The sequence below is a fragment of the Porphyromonas sp. CAG:1061 genome (assembly GCF_000435035.1).
GTDB lineage: Bacteria > Bacteroidota > Bacteroidia > Bacteroidales > Porphyromonadaceae > Porphyromonas_A > Porphyromonas_A somerae.
Map to the genome: position 1 here is coordinate 9,169 of NZ_HF988920.1, position 16,681 is coordinate 25,849.

A 16,681-nucleotide genomic window follows, 5' to 3' on the forward strand; every position below is an offset into this window, starting at 1 on the left:
GAGCATATCATCCTCGACCCTGGCTTTGGCTTTAGCAAAACGACGGAGCAAAACTATGAGCTGATGAGTGACCTCGATAAGTTTAGGGTACTCGACTATCCTCTCTATGTGGGGATTAGCCGTAAGAGTATGATCTATAGATACTTTGGCACTACCCCAGCTGAGGCACTGAATGGTACCACGGTGCTAAATACCTATGCGCTTCTTCATGGGGCGCACTTTATCCGTGTGCACGACGTGCGGGAGGCGTGGGAAGCGATGAAGATGGTACAGGAGATTAAGCGACTAAGCTAAGCAATAGGGGTATGGAGTGGTTGGCGTTTTCCTTTAAGGATTTTATGGATATCCTACTAGTGGGGCTATTGCTCTACTATGTCTATGATGTGCTCCGAAAGAGTGGTAGTGCCACGATCTTTGGGGGAATTATCTCGCTGATCCTCATTTGGATTGTCACTTCTCAGATTCTCCGCATGAGGGTGCTTGGGGGAATATTGGATGCTCTCTTTAGTGTGGGGATTGTGGTGATCGTCATTATATTTCAGGATGAGATAAAGGGCTTCCTTACCCTGCTTGGTAGTACGCAGAGGTGGCGATTTATTCGCCGACTCTTTAAGCCTGAGAAAAATGTGGAGGTGAGTCGGGAGCAGAGCTTTATCGGAATGATCTCTTTTGCCTGTGCCAATATGGCAAAGAAAAAGACCGGTGCCCTCATCGTGATTGAGCAGGGCACCAGTCTGGAGCAGTATATCCATACGGGGGAGATTATCAATGCGCAGGTCAATTCGCGGTTGATAGAGAATATATTCTTTAAGAATGCTCCGCTACATGATGGGGCGATGATTATCCGTGACTATACCATCGTGGCGGCGGCCTGTATTCTGCCTGTAGCACAGGGGCAAGAGCTACCGAAGGAGATGGGGCTAAGGCACCGTTCGGGACTAGGAATGTCGCAAGCAACGGATGCGAAGGTAATCATCATCAGTGAGGAGCGTGGGGAGATATCGATTGCACACAATGGGGAGATGATCGCTGATGTGACGACAGATCAGTTGCAACAATTTATCAGCAATGACTTTACCGACCTCGGGAAGATAGGTACGCTTGTCACAGCTCACGCCGTATAGAGAGGAGGTGGACTATGCGTGGAGGGCTTCGCTACTTACTTCTACTCTTTTCGCTACTTTCCGCACTGGTAGTAGAAGCACAGGAGTTGGCTCCTGTAGTGATGCCTGAATTGCTCGTGTTGGGTAGCCACACTAAGTATGAGGAGGATAATGATGCGGTAGCCCTGATTGAGCGGACTGCTGCGCGGGAGCGTGCCGATAGGGCGGCACGGCAGTTGGATTATAGCTTTCAGCAGTCGGAGCAATTGCTTCTGGCGCTTGGTCGGGTGGATAAGTGGCGGGGTGCACTGCGTAAGGTGGTGCCTTTCTTTGATCGCTACTTGATTCGTTCGCATATTGATGGTACGCCTGTCTTACCGCTTTCGGAGTACCAAAAGGTCTATCTCAAGGGGTACAATCATACGACGCAGCAGCTCAATGAAGCGATCCTATATAGTCAGCATAATGGTTTGGACCAAAACATCAGTGATGGCTCTCAGAGTGTGCGACTAGAGGAGCTATTCTCCAAGGTGGACCTCTTTGAGAAGCATGTGAAGATACTAGATACCAAGCTCCCTGCGCCTCTTTCGGAGCAGGCAAGACACCACTACAAGTACTATCTTACAGATACCATTATATCGGCGGGGTACGTGGCTCAGGTGGTGGACTTTATCCCACGTCAGCCCCATGCCCCTTCTTTTTCTGGACGGTTGCTGATTGTGGAGGATCATGGCCCGCGATTGCTCAATTCTTACCTTATCTTTCCGAAGCAAATCGATATTAACTTCGTGGAGGATCTTCGTCTGCAGCAACAATTTGTGAAGACCTCGGTGGGGTGGCACCTCAAGGAGGAGCGTCTTGTGGGTAATTTGAAGCTATTTATCAATCTACTCTCTCTCTATGTGGAGCAATCAAGGCACTACGATGAGTATGGCGAGCAATCGCCTGACGCCGAGATCATCGCTCTGAAGCAGCCTTTTAATGACTGGCAGGATAGGGAGTTAGCAAAGCCAGTTATCTCTTCTGCCATTGCCCGAAACCTACTGACCACCAGCGATGGCCTGCGGAGGTTTATGGACCAATTCAAACAGCTAGGGTGGCAGCGTGTGGTACTGGAGTTGGTGGATATGGTGAGCCTTAATTACATTCGTACGAAGTGGGACTACAGTAAAATTTATGGGGGGAGTCGATTTGACTTCGGGCCGGTGAATGAGCTGGTCAATGCCAATCATACGGAGGGGCTACGTATCAAGGTGGGGGGAAGGACTACCGGTTATCTCTCGCACCGTCACTTCTTTAATGGGTATCTTGCCTATGGATTTAAGGATCGACGCCCTAAGTATGGCATTGGCTACGCCTATTCTTTTAGACCAAAGCGCTACTTTAGGGAGGAGTTTCCTCAGCACGAGCTATCGCTGAGCTACCAGCACGATATCTATATTCCAGGTCTTGAGGTACAGAATAACGACCGAGATAATATCCTCTATGATGTAGGGGTATCGTATCTGGCGACTACCTCTTATCGAAATCTCTTAACTCTGGAGTATCTAAAGGACTTCAATGCAAGTCTCTCTCTCAGGCTTTATGCTAGCTATAGGGAGGATAGGGCGAGTGGGCCGCTTGATTTTGTGCGGGTTAATCACGACCACTCTCTGCAGAAGCTGCCTAAGATCACCGATGTTTATTCGGGTGTAGAGCTACGGTGGGCTATTGGGGAGCGTATCTTTGATGGCTCTATGCAAAGACACCGGCACTACGCGAATGTATATCGCGAGGTACCGGTGCTAAAGCTTCGCCATGAGTGGGCGGATAAATGGTTGGGGGGTGACTTCCGTAGGCTGCGAACGGAGCTATCGGCTGAGCAGAGACTCTGGATGGGGGTCTTTGGTCGTCTGGACTATCAAGTGACGGTGGGGAAGCTATGGAGCTCGGTGCCCTTTCCTGTCTTGTATACGCCACCGGCTAATATCGGAATTATGCACAAGCACAATACGTTCCAATTGCTCAACCCTTTGGAGTTCGTCGCTGATGAGTGGCTGACGGCCTTTATGGAATACCATATGCGTGGCGTGGTCTTTGACCGTATCCCGTTGATCAATAAGTTGCGACTTCGGGGCGTGCTGACGGCCAACTTCCTCTATGGTAACCTCACTGCTAAGAACCGACAAGCTACGGGTAATGAATTATTCGTACTCCCTGTGCATACTACTGAGATGCAGGACCAAGTCTATGCTGAGGTGGGCTTTGGGTTGGAGAATATACTCAAGGTGGTGCGCATTGACGTCTATCGTCGCCTCTCTCCGCTTAAGGCTCACTCCAAAGGTCCATGGGGAGTGAAGCTAGACCTATCGCTTAGCTTTTAGGTGGATAATTCGTTGGTTGCTACTGCCTCTGAAGGAAAGGGTGGGGTCGTACAATCGCTTCTCAAAGGGGCCATCGACTAGTACATCGATCCACTCTAGTAGCGGTGCTCGCTCTGGATCTGCCAGCAGTTCTTCGTAAAGGTAGCCTGTGTAACACCAGATGCTTAGTCCCGTCTCCTCTCGCACTCTTCTGAGTAGAGAACCGAAGTCGGTGGGGTTATAGAAGGGGTCTCCGCCACTAAATGTGACGCCATCGAGTAGGAAGTTGCCCTTAATCTCCTCTATTATGTTGCCTATCCGCTCCTCCGTCAGTGGCTCTCCTGCCTGTGGCGACCAGCTGAGCGGGTTGTGGCAACCAGGGCAGGCGTGTCGGCACCCTGCCAAGTAGATGCTATACCTTATCCCATCGCCATCGAGGATGGTCTCGGGAATTACCTTGAGCAGATGGAGCATACCACCTAGGTAAGTAGTAAGATCATCCACTGTGCCACCATCACTCGTAGGAAGAGGGTGACTGGATAGACGGTAGCATAGACCACCGATGGGATATTGTTTTTAGTGGCATCGGGGGTAAGCGATAGGGCTGGGGCAAAGGTCATATTTCCTGCCACATACCCTAAGAGGGTGAAGTAATCTAGCTTGAGCCAAAGGCGTCCAATCACGAGGGTGATCCAAAGCGGAATCAACATCATCAGTGCCGCATAGCCCATCCACACTAAGCCACCACTCATGAGCTTTTCCACAAAGCTACCCCCGACACTCAGTCCTACGCAAGCTAGGAAGAGGGTAATCCCTATCTCCCGTATCATCATATTGGCACTCTCGGTGTTGTGAGTGTTGAGCCTAAACTTTGTTCCGAAGTTGCTCAGTAATATGGCTACAATCAGTGTGCCGCCTGAAAAGCCGAGCTTCACCGGCATACTCATTCCGGAGAGCTGTATCTCCAAGCTCCCAACGAGCACACCTAGCAGTAGTGCCAAGAAGAGCACCAGCAGATTGGGTCGCCTTAGGTTGGTAGCTGAGTTGCCGAGTATCTTCTCCACATGTTTTACGTCCTCCTCTTGCCCCACAATCACCACCGTATCACCTACTTGTAGGCGAAGGTCGGGCTTAGCGATTAAGTGGACGCCTGCACGATAAAGGCGTGAGACATTGACATTGTAGAGTGTCCTAAACTTGAGTTGCTCAATGCTCTTGCCGGTGATATTGGGGTGCGTCACTAGCACACGGTGCGATACCAAGGTATTATCGAGCTTAAACCAAGTGGCATCGCTCATCTCGAGCCGACGACCTACGAAGGCAGCGATGGTCTCCACCTCGTCTTGCTCCGAGATAACCAAGAGCTTATCGCCTTCGTAGATTTTTGAATTGGAGCTAGCCATCTCCACCTCGCCAGTGCCTTCGTGCAAGATACGAGAGATGACTACCTCGTACTTCTCTAATAGCATCTTTACGTGGTAGATATCCATCCCGAAGAGGGCTGGATTGGTTACTTCTAGAGAGTAGACTAGGGCTTCTCGTTTCTTCGCCTGCTCCCTCTCCTCCAATTCCTTCTCCTCACGTGCCACATCAATCTTAAAGATCCACTTGATGATTGAAAGGGTGACCACCATCCCAACAATGGCAACTGGATAACCAAGGGCATAACCTATGCCGATATCTTGTGGCGTACTTCCCGAGAGCATTCGTGCTGTCTCCTGTGCCGATGCAAGCGAGGGGGTATTGGTCACCGCACCCCCTAGAATACCCATTAAGGTCGCTATCTGTTCGCTTGAAAAACGGTAGATGAGGTAGGTGACGACTAGTGAGAAAAAGACTGATGCGATAGAGAGTAGATTCAGAGATACGCCTCCTTGCTTGAAGGTGGCAAAGAATCCTGGCCCTACGATCATACCAATACCAAAGATAAAGAGGATCATCCCACTCTCCTTCACAAAGGAGAGCACGTGAGGATCCATTGATAGGCCTAAGTGACCCATCAATATCCCCACAAAGAGTACCCAGGTGACCCCGAGTGAAAACCCTCGTACCTTTACCTTGCTTAGTGCAGTGCCCACAGTCACCACTAAAGCGAGTACAAACATCGAAGAAGCGATATCCCCACCTAGGAGTAGTTGCTTCAGTACATCCATCATCTTTAATTAGCTTAGTTAATGATGCTTTACACGGTCCCGCTCTTCGGCACGCTTGGCAGAGTTCCACGAGGCGAGGTCACCAGTGAGATAGCCGGTAATCCGCCTCATGCGTTGGATATCCTCGCTTCCGCAGATTGGGCAACGATCGTAGATCACTCCCTTATAGTGGCAGCTCCTACAGGTGTCAATTGGATGGTTGATAGAGCCGTAGCCAATCTGATTGTCCTTCATCAGCTTCACGATCTTTACGATCGCACGAATGTTTTTCTTCGCTTCACCATCCAGCTCTATATAGGTAATATGCCCACCAAGCGTGAGTGCGTGGAATGGAGCCTCTAGCCTGATCTTATCCGCGATGCGTACCTCCTCCTTTACATCGATATGAAATGAATTGATATAGTACTCTCGGTCATTGACCCCAGGTATCTTGCCGTATCGCTTCACATCAAGCTTTGTAAAGCGACCCGAAAGCCCCTCGGCAGGAGTGGCGAGTACCGAGTAATTGAGGTGATACTTCGCCTTCATCTCGCCAGCCACCTCATTCAGCACCACTAGGCACTCCCGCAAAGTCTCCCACGCAGCGGAGCTCTCGCCGTGTCCCCTACCATAAAGTGCATACATCGCATTGTGACCGCCGATAAATCCAATTCCCAGCGTACCGCTATCCAGTACCGAGCCTACCTTGTCATTGGGTTTCAAAGCACCGCCTCCCTTCCATACATCGTTGCCCATCATGAATGGGAACTGACGTGCCAGTGCACTCCGTTGGTAGAGATATCGCTCATGCAATTGTTCGCCAACTAGTAGTGCCATCTCTCGTAGCGACTCCTTTAGCTTTTGGATAGATACGCTCAAGATGCGACCAGAGTCAGCAACCGAACCGCACTCTCGCTCCGCAGCACGACGAGCCTCAATCGCCAGCCTTGGTAGGTTGATAGTGGTAAAGGAGAGATTGCCCCTGCCCACTGAACTTTGTATCCCATTGATATTCTCAAAGACACGAGTGCGGCAACCCATCGTTGCTAGCTCATACAGATAACGATTAGGATCATCGGCACGCCAAAGTTTATTTTGATTGAAGGGGGTGTCGAGGAATAGGAAGTTGGGGAAGAGTGCCCTTGCTGTGGTCTTGCACGCTTTTAGGAATAGATAGAAGTTGGGTGCTTCAAACTCTAGCTCGCCCCTCATCGCAGCATCAAAGTCGGTCATTGCCAATTCATAGTCACGCTCCGAATAAGAGACCCCCTCCTTCACCTTAAATATCTGAATGGGGAAAACTGGCACCTCACCTCCAGCTCCTAGTCCCTCCATAGTCGCTTCCATCAACTCCTCGATCACCATCTGCCCCTCGGCACTGGTATCGGTGCCGTAGTTAATCGAGCTAAAGACCACCTGGTTGCCGCCTCTGGAGTGCATCGTATTGAGATTGTGGATAAATCCCTCCATCGCCTGGTGCGTATCTCGCCTGGTTAGTTCGCGAGCCTCCGCCACCATCATCTCTAGATCTTCGTAGGCGATAGCATCGTTAGTCACCTTGGAGAGCTCATCATATAGCCCGCGAATCTCCCCCGCACTCGGCATGATGTTGCCTACAGCGTCGGTAATCATCGTTCGCAGTGCCTTCCTCTCAAGGTTCCCCTCACCACTTCTAGCCTTTACCATAAAGGGAATCAGCTCTGCCAAGTGCTTCACAAACGACTTGTATACCCCAGGTGCCATAAAGTAGTCAAAGGCGGGGATTGCCTGCCCTCCGTGCTGCTCATTTTGATTTGTTTGGAAAATGATCGTTGCAAGAGTGGCGTAGCTCTGGATGCTCTGAGGAGTACGGATACTCCCATTCTTTGTGTGGAAACCCCGTTCGTAGAGATCTTTCAGATCGTACTGTACACAAGTAGTGGTCTTGGTGGGGTAGTAGTCGAGGTCGTGTATGTGGATATCCCCACGCCTGTGTGCTTCGGCAAATTCGGGGGAGAGTAGATAGCGGTAGGCATAGTCCTTGGAGACCTCACTCGCGAAGGTCATCATCTGACCAGCTGGAGTGTGGCTACTCATATTGGCATTGCTCAGATTGATATCATTTTCATCGATCCGTACAATCCCATCAAAAGACTTCTTGAGGTCGGTGCGATTGTGCCGCTGCGTATTGCGCCACTCCCTATAGATAATGTAGCGCTTCGCCACATCGGGGCGCACCTTCATCAGCTCGCCCTCCACAATGTCTTGTACCTCCTCTACCGAAATGGTGGTCTGCTCTATGCGCGACAATACCTGGCGAGTTACCTGCTGTACCTCACCATAATTATCTCCATTGCCACTCGCTACGTAGGCCTTGAGAATAGCGTTTTCAATCTTAGAGGGGGTAAATGGCTCCTGCACGCCATCCCTCTTAATGATGTAAAGAACTGGATTATTCATTTTACTTTAACTCCCGAAAGTTGATTAAATAGGTTTTATAATACGGTAAAATGCATCTGTCGGTCTTCTGACTTATCTCATACACCTCCGTACCTTCCCGCCCACATGGGCAGTGGCAAACGATCGGGGTGCTGTCAAGGCTTCTCAGCCCATCAAGACTTACAGCAGCGGGTACTGTACTGGACTCACACCAGTTTCCCAAGAGGTGAACTCTATCACCTCCACAAATGCACTACAAAGATACCTATTTTTATAGACCTGATAGCATTATATTCAGAAACAAAAATCCTCGGCAGTAACGCCGAGGATATAAAGAAAGTGGAGAATACCGGACTCGAACCGGTCACCTCTACAATGCCATTGTAGCGCTCTAGCCAGATGAGCTAATTCCCCATACTCCCTACAAAGATAACAATAATTAATGATGATAACAATTTATGTCCTGAAAAAGCAGATAAGCCGAAGAATGAGCTCATCCTTCGGCTTATCTATTACTGTTCAGTTAAGTATTTATGGAATAGGGAAGATAAAAGGTTCGCTACCGTTATTTACGAACTTTGCACCACTAGGCATGCTTAGGTGCTTTTGGCTCTTACTCCAATCCCATAGCATAGACTCGTCCTCTGTGATTTCACCTGTTTCTACATTTCTCTTTTTACCATTGAGAGGGTAGTATAGAAGTAGGTTATCATCATTGGCATCTACTAGCTTCCAGGTGTTGTCGAGGATCTCCTTGTCGGTACGTGCCGACTTCCAGAAGCGTACCTCACGAATCAGCTCATTGCTACCGCCAATCCAGAAACCAGTGAGTCCATAAGCTCCAGTACGGATCTCGCGCTCTATGACTTTCACACCATTGACATATACTGAATTAGCCTTACCATCGTACTTAAAGCCGAGCATATACCAGGTATTTGGCTCTGCTGCCAAAGCTTCCTCAGGAATATCAATCTGTGAATTTCCAGTCTTTATCTGTAGCTGATTAGGCTTAATAGTTACGTCACCAAAGCGAATGTAGATCTCGTCGTTCATACTAGAGCCTGTTACCAGCTTGGTACCACAGATTGAGCGGTTATTTTCATTATATGAAGCTCTATTCACCATCACTTCAAGTGTCCAAGTGTCTACCTTAAAGTCGTTGGGGAACATAGATCCATCCTCCGAGCCAGAGCCAACTATTCTAAGAGCCTTTGTGCTGATTCTCTGCTCTAGGACAAGAAGAACCTCGCTCTCGGCATCAATAATGCACTTATTTGAGTTTGTCAACTTTATAGGAAGAGCATAAGTGTACGCAGGATTAAAGACGAGGTCTTTAATTTTCAAGCCCAAAGATTTGATGGATTCGCCACTTTCGAAAGCTATCTCTTTATCTATGCTATACATCTCTGCAGGCAACATTACATAGGTAGTCCCATGAGCTTTGTTATAGGCCTCCAATTGGGTAGCATTTCCAGCTTCCACTCCTACCTTTACCTCTTCGGAAGGTAAGTGAGTCAAAGCGACCTTAATGTCATTAACTACTACATCCTCTTTCTCTACAAAGAATGATTGGATAGTAGAACCACCCTTGATATATACACTTTGACGAGTTAGCTCACCAGGAGCTTGCTTTGGTTTATTGTATAATTCATCTTGGCAGGACGTCAAGGCAAATGACGCAAGCGTTAATGCCGATACAATTATTGATTTTGCAATATTATTCATCTTACAATGTCTATAGAGTCCATTATTACTGATAGTTTCCTGGGTATTTCACATTACCCATGTAGAGGGCTGTACGCAACCACTTATATGGAGGATCATTTGGATAATCATACTCCATGTGATAGGTACCAATACCGCCGATGCGTAGGCCACTAGGAAGGTCTAGTGTTGCATAGTCAAAGATCTGAGCTCCTGGCTTGCCGTTGAACTCAGGGTGAGCACTTGATATGTAGCCAGTGACACCTCCATTTCGCCAAGTTTGCTCAAACTCTACTGTAATGATTGTTTTGCGTTCCCAATCAGTTAGATGAGGCTTGCTTATCTTACGCTGAACATAGCTGGTATGTCTTTCCCAATATGCCTGGTAGATATAATGGTCGATCATCTTTGAGGTCTCAGTGCTCAGCTTATCTGGCTGACCATCCATCACAATCATCTTGCCAAGGGGGTTGAGCTTATCGTACATAGTCTTGATGAAGACATACATATTATTGTTTTGACCCTCATCAGGTCCAATCTCTAGCCAATTAGCGAGTGATCCAGAGTGTCCATAACCTGGCTCGTAATCGATGTCAAAACCATCGAGATCATACTTAATAATAGTATCGCAGATCGCAAGGGCATAGGCCTCTACACCCTTCTTAAAGTCTCCACCACCTTTTTGGTCTACCCAGTAATCGTATGGGTCTAATCCTGGAGGGGTCATCTGGTCTCCAAGGTTCTGTACGATCCAGCATAGCAGTGCCTTAGAGCCCATCACGTTTTGGAAAAACTTAAGGTCGGTCTGCTGCTCAGGTGTTAGATTACCCCTACATCCCCATAGAGATACGAAGTCTACACTATCAGGGATAAACTTTAGGTAGTTCTGTGGGTTGTCTCCTTTACCTGTCCAGTTGCCAAACCATCCAAAGCCCTTGACGTGAGGGGTTTTCTTGTACTCACGGATGGCAGCATAGTATGCTTTCTCTGTCGGAGTCAATTGATCCTCACTGGTCACTTCTATCTTTGGTAGGTGACGCTTAAGCCCTTCTTGGTTTTCGAAAGGAATTCTCTCGGGAGTCAATCCGTTTTGACAGCCTACAAAGGAGAGAATGAGACCTAGCAAAGTGACTAGGAATATTTGATTCTTTCTATTCATCATTTTATCTGCTTTATTCGGTTAATTCTGTGTAGGTCTGTCCTTACGTACCCACCACAATCTCGTAGAGCCAATATCTGGGCCACCTAGTAGCTCAGGTACAATCGCCATATTCTTATTCGTTGAATACTCGGTTGAAGCAAACTTAAATCGCTCAGGAGCAAGAAGCCCTGGACCTTCAATGCGTGCTGGAGCACTTCTATCTACTGGTCTATGGATATAAGGATACCCAGTGCGCCTATACTCGGTCCATGCCTCAATGGCATTTGGGTACATGGCTAGATACTTTTGAGTAATGATCTTTTGAAGTTGCTCCTCTTGCTCGTCCTTTTCTGTAGACATGTAGTCCCAAGATGGGCATACATTATTATTTGATATTCTACTATTATAGATATAGTTCACATACCAATTATTGGTCATAGCAGAGATGTCTGTTGGCTTTACTGTGCGAGTGAGATACTCATCAGCTCCAGACAAGCCATTCTCCTCAAAAGAGAGCTTCACCCCTTTCTCGTAATACTCTTTAGGAGAGCCCTCGTAAAAACCATAGAGTGCTGCTTCAGCCTTCAAGAAAGCTACCTCGGAGGCTCTTAGCCAGTAAATGCCAGTGCTGGCCTCCACATTGGGTTGAGAAGCAAAGAAAGGACTAGTGTCACCAGATTCACTATCTCTCTTTGGCATATCATTGGTGTTGAGTATTGAGTAGTAACCTTCCATTCCCCTAAATGTACCCTTCTTGAAATATTTGCCGATACGAGGGTCGTTGTAGCCATCGAGGTAAGACCAAATAGTACCACCCATTCTAGTCTCACCATAATCTATGGAGGCGAGCATAGGGTTAAGTAGGGTAATCTTACTTGATGACTTTAGAACAGCCTCATCAGCAACAGCCTCAATAACGCCACCATTTGCAGGGTCAAGGGCTTTCGCTATGTATTCTCTAGCAAGCTCTGGAGCTACGAAATGAGTGCGAACAGCCAATCTTAGCATGAGTGAGTTAGCCAGCTTCGTCCACTTTGTAGCATCGCCATTGTATACGAGGTCAAACTTCTCCATTACCTTGTTGGGTGTTGCATTTAGAATTTTTGCGGCATTTTCAAGGTCGCCCAACATACTCTTATATACTACTTCCTGGCTATCTGGCTTTGGCTCAATATCAGCGTCTCCTGCTTGAGTATATACGATAGGTCCGAAGGCATCCGTTGCACGAGTCCAGGCAATTACTTTGAGTACTTGAGCCACGGCAAACATCTGCTGATCAGTTGGCTTTTCACTCTTTCCAATGGTCTGATACACATCATTCCATGCTTGATATGCTTTGGTATACAGGCAGGAAAGGATATACTCCATTCGGTTGTCTGGGTAAGCCCAATTGGACTCTATAGAGAAGTTCCAGTTGTTGTTATTCCCAAAATACCCTATGTAGTTGCCTGATGAGATCAAGTCTGTAGCTTGCAGGTCATTACCTGGTCCAGTAGTTTGATCTGGAGTGCCGATAGGTATTATCTTCTGCATAATGGTCATCACAGGGCTACCCACTGAGCGACCACCTGCATTATTCTCCTCTTCTGTAACGCCATAGATATTGGTGTTCAAATCTGAAGGCATACAGCTGGAAACACCTCCTATAAGTAGTAAGGAAGTCACCAGAATTGCTATTGCATTGTATCTTTTATTCATATCTGATTTCTGCTATTCTCTTTTATCAAAAACCGAGGTTGATGCTTAACCCAAATCCTCTTTGACTTGGCATAAGGAAGTTGTCATAGCCTTGACCAAATGTACCAGTGCCAGCAGTAAGTTCTGGATCAAATGGAGCCTTGTTGTATATCATCAGCAGGTTGGTCCCATAGACTGCAAATGATGCACTACGTAGCGTATTGCCCAACCACTTGCTTGGGAGGCTATACGAAAGCCTAAGCTCTTGGAGCCTTACATTTGTCGCTGAGTAGACATAGTATGAGTCTAGCTCAGACACTGCTGTATAGTAGTCCTTGGGATCCATCGTAAAGTCGGCCATCTTGATGCCTCCATTGTCTCGTGCGAGAGCAGACTCCTCGGATACACCATACTTATCTAGCATAGCTTGTGTCTTTGAAATCACTACGCCTCCAATGCGTGCATTGAATAGGAAGTTAAGACCGATCCCCTTGTAGTTGAACCCTTGGGCATACCCCAAATTCCAATCAGGGTTGACGCTACCTAGTTGGTAAGGCTCCACATCTTCTGCGACAGGAGCTTGCCCCTTGGTGTAGTTCATATAGCCATCCTTATCTCGCTTGAGTTGCTTGGTGGCATACATCATACCGATTTCGCCATCTTTGACTAGTCTAAAGCGTCCTTGGTCAATAAATGAGAAGTCTAGTGGAGATCCTGTGATAGGATTCTTAACTACGTTGGCGAGCTCAACGATTCTATTCTTATTGTGTGTAGCAGTAATTACAGAGTTGAAGCCGAAGCCATTCTTAAACTCCTTTTGTAGAGAAAGCGTTAGCTCAATACCTCTATTCTGTACATTACCTGCCTGCACAAACATATAGTTGTAGCCAGCACCTCCAGGCAACTTCTTCTTCAAGAGCTGATTGTAGGTATTGGAGTGGTAAAGAGTAACGCCTAAGTTAATCAGACCACCTGCCCAGCGAGTATCCAGACCGAGCTCGTATGAGCGTGTGCGCTCAGCACGAAGGTCGGGCAGTGGATAATACTCGTATGGTGCTGCTGCACCTCCCTTGATGTCGCGGGTAACAGAGCCTGGGGTAAGTCCAGCAAATGGAATAGGTGAACCTACCTCAGTGTATGATCCACGAATCTTACCAAAGCTCAAGATAGGATTCATCTTAGCTTTTGTATTCTCAGAGAATAGCTCTGTGAACACCAATGAAAGACCCACTGATGGATAGAATATCCATGAGTCATTGGTGCCAATAAGTCTTGAGTTTTGATCCCCACGACCGGTAAGTGTAAGGTAAGCAATAGACTTCCAACCTAATTCGGCCGAGCCGAATACGGCTACGTTTCTAGTCCTATCATTACCACCATCCTCCGATGGTACAGCAGTGGTAGGATTGACATTTGTATAGGTGAACTTATTAGGGAAGGAGAGTAGGTCGCCACCGTAGCCTCTTGACTTGGTGTCGTACTCCTCAAAAGATGATCCTGCATTCACCATAATGTTGAAGTCATCTAGGAAGCTCTTATTGATATTAAGCATCAAGTCCATATACTTTTGCCTGAAGGTAGATTGCTTGTAGCTATATCTACCATTTGGCTTAGCATGGGTACTAATAGTGCTTGCATACCTTTTATCTTCGCTCTCAGTGTAGGTGTTATCTAGACGTACACGACCTGATAGATTAAGCCAATCCGTAAAGTCGTACCCCACCTGACCGTAGAATGTGTATCTGTCGCTAGCTACAGGACGGAGTGTCCTATATGCCTCCCAGTATGGGTTTTGGGTGTTCATACCGAAGTCACCTACTGACCATGACTGCTCGTAGATACCTGTCTCAGGGTTAAAACGCTCAAATTCCTTTTCGCGGTTGAAGTCCTCACCTCTAGGATATAGGTAAGCACCCACAATAGGATTGAAGTAGGTACCATAAGCGATCATATTATTATAATACTCGCGGCTATAGCTAGCAGAGAAGTCTAGGTGAAGTTTGTCTTCAAATAGGCTGGACGTATTACGCACCATCGCATTGTATCGGTGATACTTATTATTGGGGATGATGCCTTTAGAGTTGATAGCAGCTACCGATACATAAGTTTGATTGACCTTGGAACCTACAGAAAGACTTAATGCGTTATTAAACATAAGCCCTGTCTCAAAAAAGTCTCTAGGCTCATAGTTGCTTGGTGTGTCTAGCTTTGCACCCCATGAAAGATAGGATCCTTCGTTGTTTCCATATCTATTCTGGAAGCGTGGAAGAATATAGGCTTGTGAGCCTTCGAAGGAGGTTGAGAAGTTGACCTTTAGTGACCCTTCTTCCCCTTTCTTGGTGTTGATCAAAATAACGCCATTCGCTGCTGCGGCTCCATATAGGGCCGCTGCTGAAGGACCAGTCAGGACGGAGATAGACTCAATATCCTCGGGGTTGAGACTGCCAATACCCTCACTTGACGCAGTACTAGCAAATCCTGATCCATCACCGCCACGATCTGCCTTATTGCCTACTGGAATACCATCGATCACGTAGAGTACATTATTATCTCCAGCGATAGACTTATTACCACGCATCACAACACGTACACCACCACCTACACCAGAAGCACTCTTCTGTATATTGACGCCGGCCACTTTTCCGCTGAGGGAGTTGATGAAGTTGGCGTCTTTGACGGTGGTGAGCTGCTCATTATCGAGCTTTTGGACGTTGTAGGAGAGGGCTTTCTCGGAGCGCTTGATACCGAGTGCCGTTACGACTACTTCGTCGAGGAGCTCTGTATCCTCTTCGATCACGATTTGGATGGAGCTCTGTCCATTGATGGGCACCTCTATGGTCTTATATCCAATGTAGGAGACCCTGATGTGTCCGTTAGCGGGGACAGCCGTGAGTGTAAATTGGCCATCTAGGTTGGTGAGCATACCTTTGGAGGCATCCTCTACCAGCATTACAGTTGCCCCTATGACGGGCTCATTGTGTGTCGCATCTGTGACCACTCCCTTCACGGTAATGGTCTGCGCAAGAGCCATAGGTGCCAGAAGACTCAGAAAGAGTGTACAGAGTAGACTTCTGAGCCATTTTGCTTGACTTAAATTCATACCTTGCTTTTTCAAAAAAATGGAACTATTGTATTTGTTTATAATCCTTTACTATTCCTCTACCGTATTGCTCAATGTAGCTCTAGAGTGTGGTTTTCTCATTATGCGGTATTGAGCGTCGCTTTTCCCCTTGCTTCTACTGTAACTATCCGTGGGGAATCTTTCTTCTAAGTGATAATCAACTGCCTACAAACATACCAATCTATTTTGAATTGGCAAAATATTTCATAAAGATGAAATACTAATGATTATATTTGCTTAATGGGAGTGCCAATTCATTGTGTTTTGGGGAATGAGCTAGGGTATCCATATCAATCCGGATAGATTGTCCGACCCCTCGGCCGGGGTCGAGGGGTATTTTGTGCCTAATTTGTACACAGGTCTTCGGCACTACGTGCCTCGACCTGTGCCTATTTAGCATGGACCTCTGCCGAGGTCCTTGACCGCTCCCCTTGGTTGCCTTATTGGACTGGACAGACAAGTCGGATCAATGAGAGGGATTTTGGGGTTGACCTTCCCTCGTGGGAGGTCAGACGGATCCTAGCCCCTCAGTCGGAGGGGCATTAGCCCCGAACGACTAGGGGACCACTAGTGACGCCCCACCAATCATACGACCCCTTGTGGGTCGGACAATATGATCTAGGATACCAATATCAATCTGGATAGGTTGTCCGAACCCTCGGATGGGGAAGGTCAATATTTGTGAAATAATGTGAAATATTAGCTGGGTTAAGAGGGAAAACAGGACGGTCTGTAATGCGTTGGTATTCAGGACTCTATCTGAGGGCTAAATGAGTTGCAACTCGCCGTTTGCTTAGTTGCATCTCAGCAATTGCTTAGTTGCAACTCATCGATCGCTTAGTTGCAACTCGGTGATGGCTTAGTTGCAATGGATTTCTTGATTTTCTATAACTCGTTGGTTTTTAGTGGGGTTATGGTATTATAGTCACCGAGCTCTGTGAAACTGCTAGTTGGGCCTTATTTTTAACATATTTTGAGTGTTTTGCGTAAAGGATGGACTGTCGTAAGGATTTGTCGGACCCCTCGGCGGGGGACGCCTCATC

Annotated in this window: 10 protein-coding genes, 1 tRNA gene and 1 riboswitch; of the genes, 3 read left to right on the forward strand and 8 right to left on the reverse strand. The window is 47.4% G+C overall.

Features of this window, described 5'->3' with window-relative positions; genetic code table 11:
• The 3 genes from QVO39_RS05765 to QVO39_RS05775 all read left to right on the forward strand — a co-directional run.
• Positions 1-294: dihydropteroate synthase (locus tag QVO39_RS05765; RefSeq protein ID WP_288171826.1), on the forward strand; the 294-nt coding region annotated here is incomplete at its 5' end.
• 11 nt (positions 295-305) lie between these two features.
• On the forward strand, positions 306-1,124 hold the full coding sequence (gene cdaA, locus QVO39_RS05770) for a diadenylate cyclase CdaA (RefSeq protein ID WP_021903393.1): 819 nt from the start codon (positions 306-308) through the stop codon (positions 1,122-1,124).
• A 14-nt stretch (positions 1,125-1,138) separates the two neighbouring features.
• Entirely contained in the window at positions 1,139-3,466 is a 2,328-nt protein-coding gene (locus QVO39_RS05775) for a DUF5686 family protein (RefSeq protein ID WP_021903394.1), read from the forward strand.
• On the opposite strand, the gene nrdG is transcribed toward QVO39_RS05775, so the two are convergent.
• From nrdG to QVO39_RS05815, 8 genes are all read right to left on the reverse strand, one after another.
• The gene (nrdG, locus tag QVO39_RS05780) at positions 3,449-3,919 is read right to left on the reverse strand and encodes an anaerobic ribonucleoside-triphosphate reductase activating protein (protein WP_021903395.1); all 471 of its coding nucleotides are present in this window, start codon (positions 3,917-3,919) and stop codon (positions 3,449-3,451) included. The genes QVO39_RS05775 and nrdG overlap by 18 nt on opposite strands.
• A gap of 5 nt (positions 3,920-3,924) precedes the next feature.
• Positions 3,925-5,601, reverse strand: a complete 1,677-nt coding sequence (locus tag QVO39_RS05785; RefSeq protein WP_021903396.1) for a putative transporter — start codon at positions 5,599-5,601, stop codon at positions 3,925-3,927.
• Between the two features lie 15 nt (positions 5,602-5,616).
• Positions 5,617-8,016 carry an anaerobic ribonucleoside triphosphate reductase gene (locus tag QVO39_RS05790; RefSeq protein ID WP_021903397.1) on the reverse strand — a complete coding sequence of 800 codons (2,400 nt, stop codon included), beginning with the start codon at positions 8,014-8,016 and terminating at the stop codon, positions 5,617-5,619.
• Positions 8,017-8,056: 40 nt separating this feature from the next.
• A riboswitch (cobalamin riboswitch) is annotated at positions 8,057-8,260 on the reverse strand.
• 75 nt (positions 8,261-8,335) lie between these two features.
• Positions 8,336-8,409, reverse strand: a tRNA-Ala gene (locus QVO39_RS05795).
• A gap of 117 nt (positions 8,410-8,526) precedes the next feature.
• The gene (locus QVO39_RS05800; RefSeq protein WP_018027662.1) at positions 8,527-9,720 is read right to left on the reverse strand and encodes a BT_3987 domain-containing protein; all 1,194 of its coding nucleotides are present in this window, start codon (positions 9,718-9,720) and stop codon (positions 8,527-8,529) included.
• Positions 9,721-9,745: 25 nt separating this feature from the next.
• A complete protein-coding gene (locus QVO39_RS05805) occupies positions 9,746-10,861 on the reverse strand; it encodes a glycoside hydrolase family 18 (RefSeq protein ID WP_018027663.1) in 1,116 nt (371 codons plus the stop codon).
• Between the two features lie 18 nt (positions 10,862-10,879).
• Positions 10,880-12,538 (reverse strand): SusD/RagB family nutrient-binding outer membrane lipoprotein, encoded by a 1,659-nt coding sequence (locus QVO39_RS05810; protein ID WP_021903399.1) that lies wholly within the window; start codon positions 12,536-12,538, stop codon positions 10,880-10,882.
• Between the two features lie 25 nt (positions 12,539-12,563).
• A complete protein-coding gene (locus QVO39_RS05815) occupies positions 12,564-15,617 on the reverse strand; it encodes a SusC/RagA family TonB-linked outer membrane protein (protein WP_021903400.1) in 3,054 nt (1,017 codons plus the stop codon).
• Positions 15,618-16,681: the final 1,064 nt, after the last annotated feature.

Excerpts from the sequence above, each read along its gene's own strand:
- cdaA (WP_021903393.1), top strand. The coding sequence starts at position 306 with ATGGAGTGGTTGGCGTTTTCCTTTAAGGATTTTATGGATATCCTACTA.
- QVO39_RS05775 (WP_021903394.1), top strand. The coding sequence starts at position 1,139 with ATGCGTGGAGGGCTTCGCTACTTACTTCTACTCTTTTCGCTACTTTCC.
- nrdG (WP_021903395.1), bottom strand. The coding sequence starts at position 3,919 with ATGCTCCATCTGCTCAAGGTAATTCCCGAGACCATCCTCGATGGCGAT.
- QVO39_RS05785 (WP_021903396.1), bottom strand. The coding sequence starts at position 5,601 with ATGATGGATGTACTGAAGCAACTACTCCTAGGTGGGGATATCGCTTCT.
- QVO39_RS05790 (WP_021903397.1), bottom strand. The coding sequence starts at position 8,016 with ATGAATAATCCAGTTCTTTACATCATTAAGAGGGATGGCGTGCAGGAG.
- QVO39_RS05800 (WP_018027662.1), bottom strand. The coding sequence starts at position 9,720 with ATGAATAATATTGCAAAATCAATAATTGTATCGGCATTAACGCTTGCG.
- QVO39_RS05805 (WP_018027663.1), bottom strand. The coding sequence starts at position 10,861 with ATGATGAATAGAAAGAATCAAATATTCCTAGTCACTTTGCTAGGTCTC.
- QVO39_RS05810 (WP_021903399.1), bottom strand. The coding sequence starts at position 12,538 with ATGAATAAAAGATACAATGCAATAGCAATTCTGGTGACTTCCTTACTA.
- QVO39_RS05815 (WP_021903400.1), bottom strand. The coding sequence starts at position 15,617 with ATGAATTTAAGTCAAGCAAAATGGCTCAGAAGTCTACTCTGTACACTC.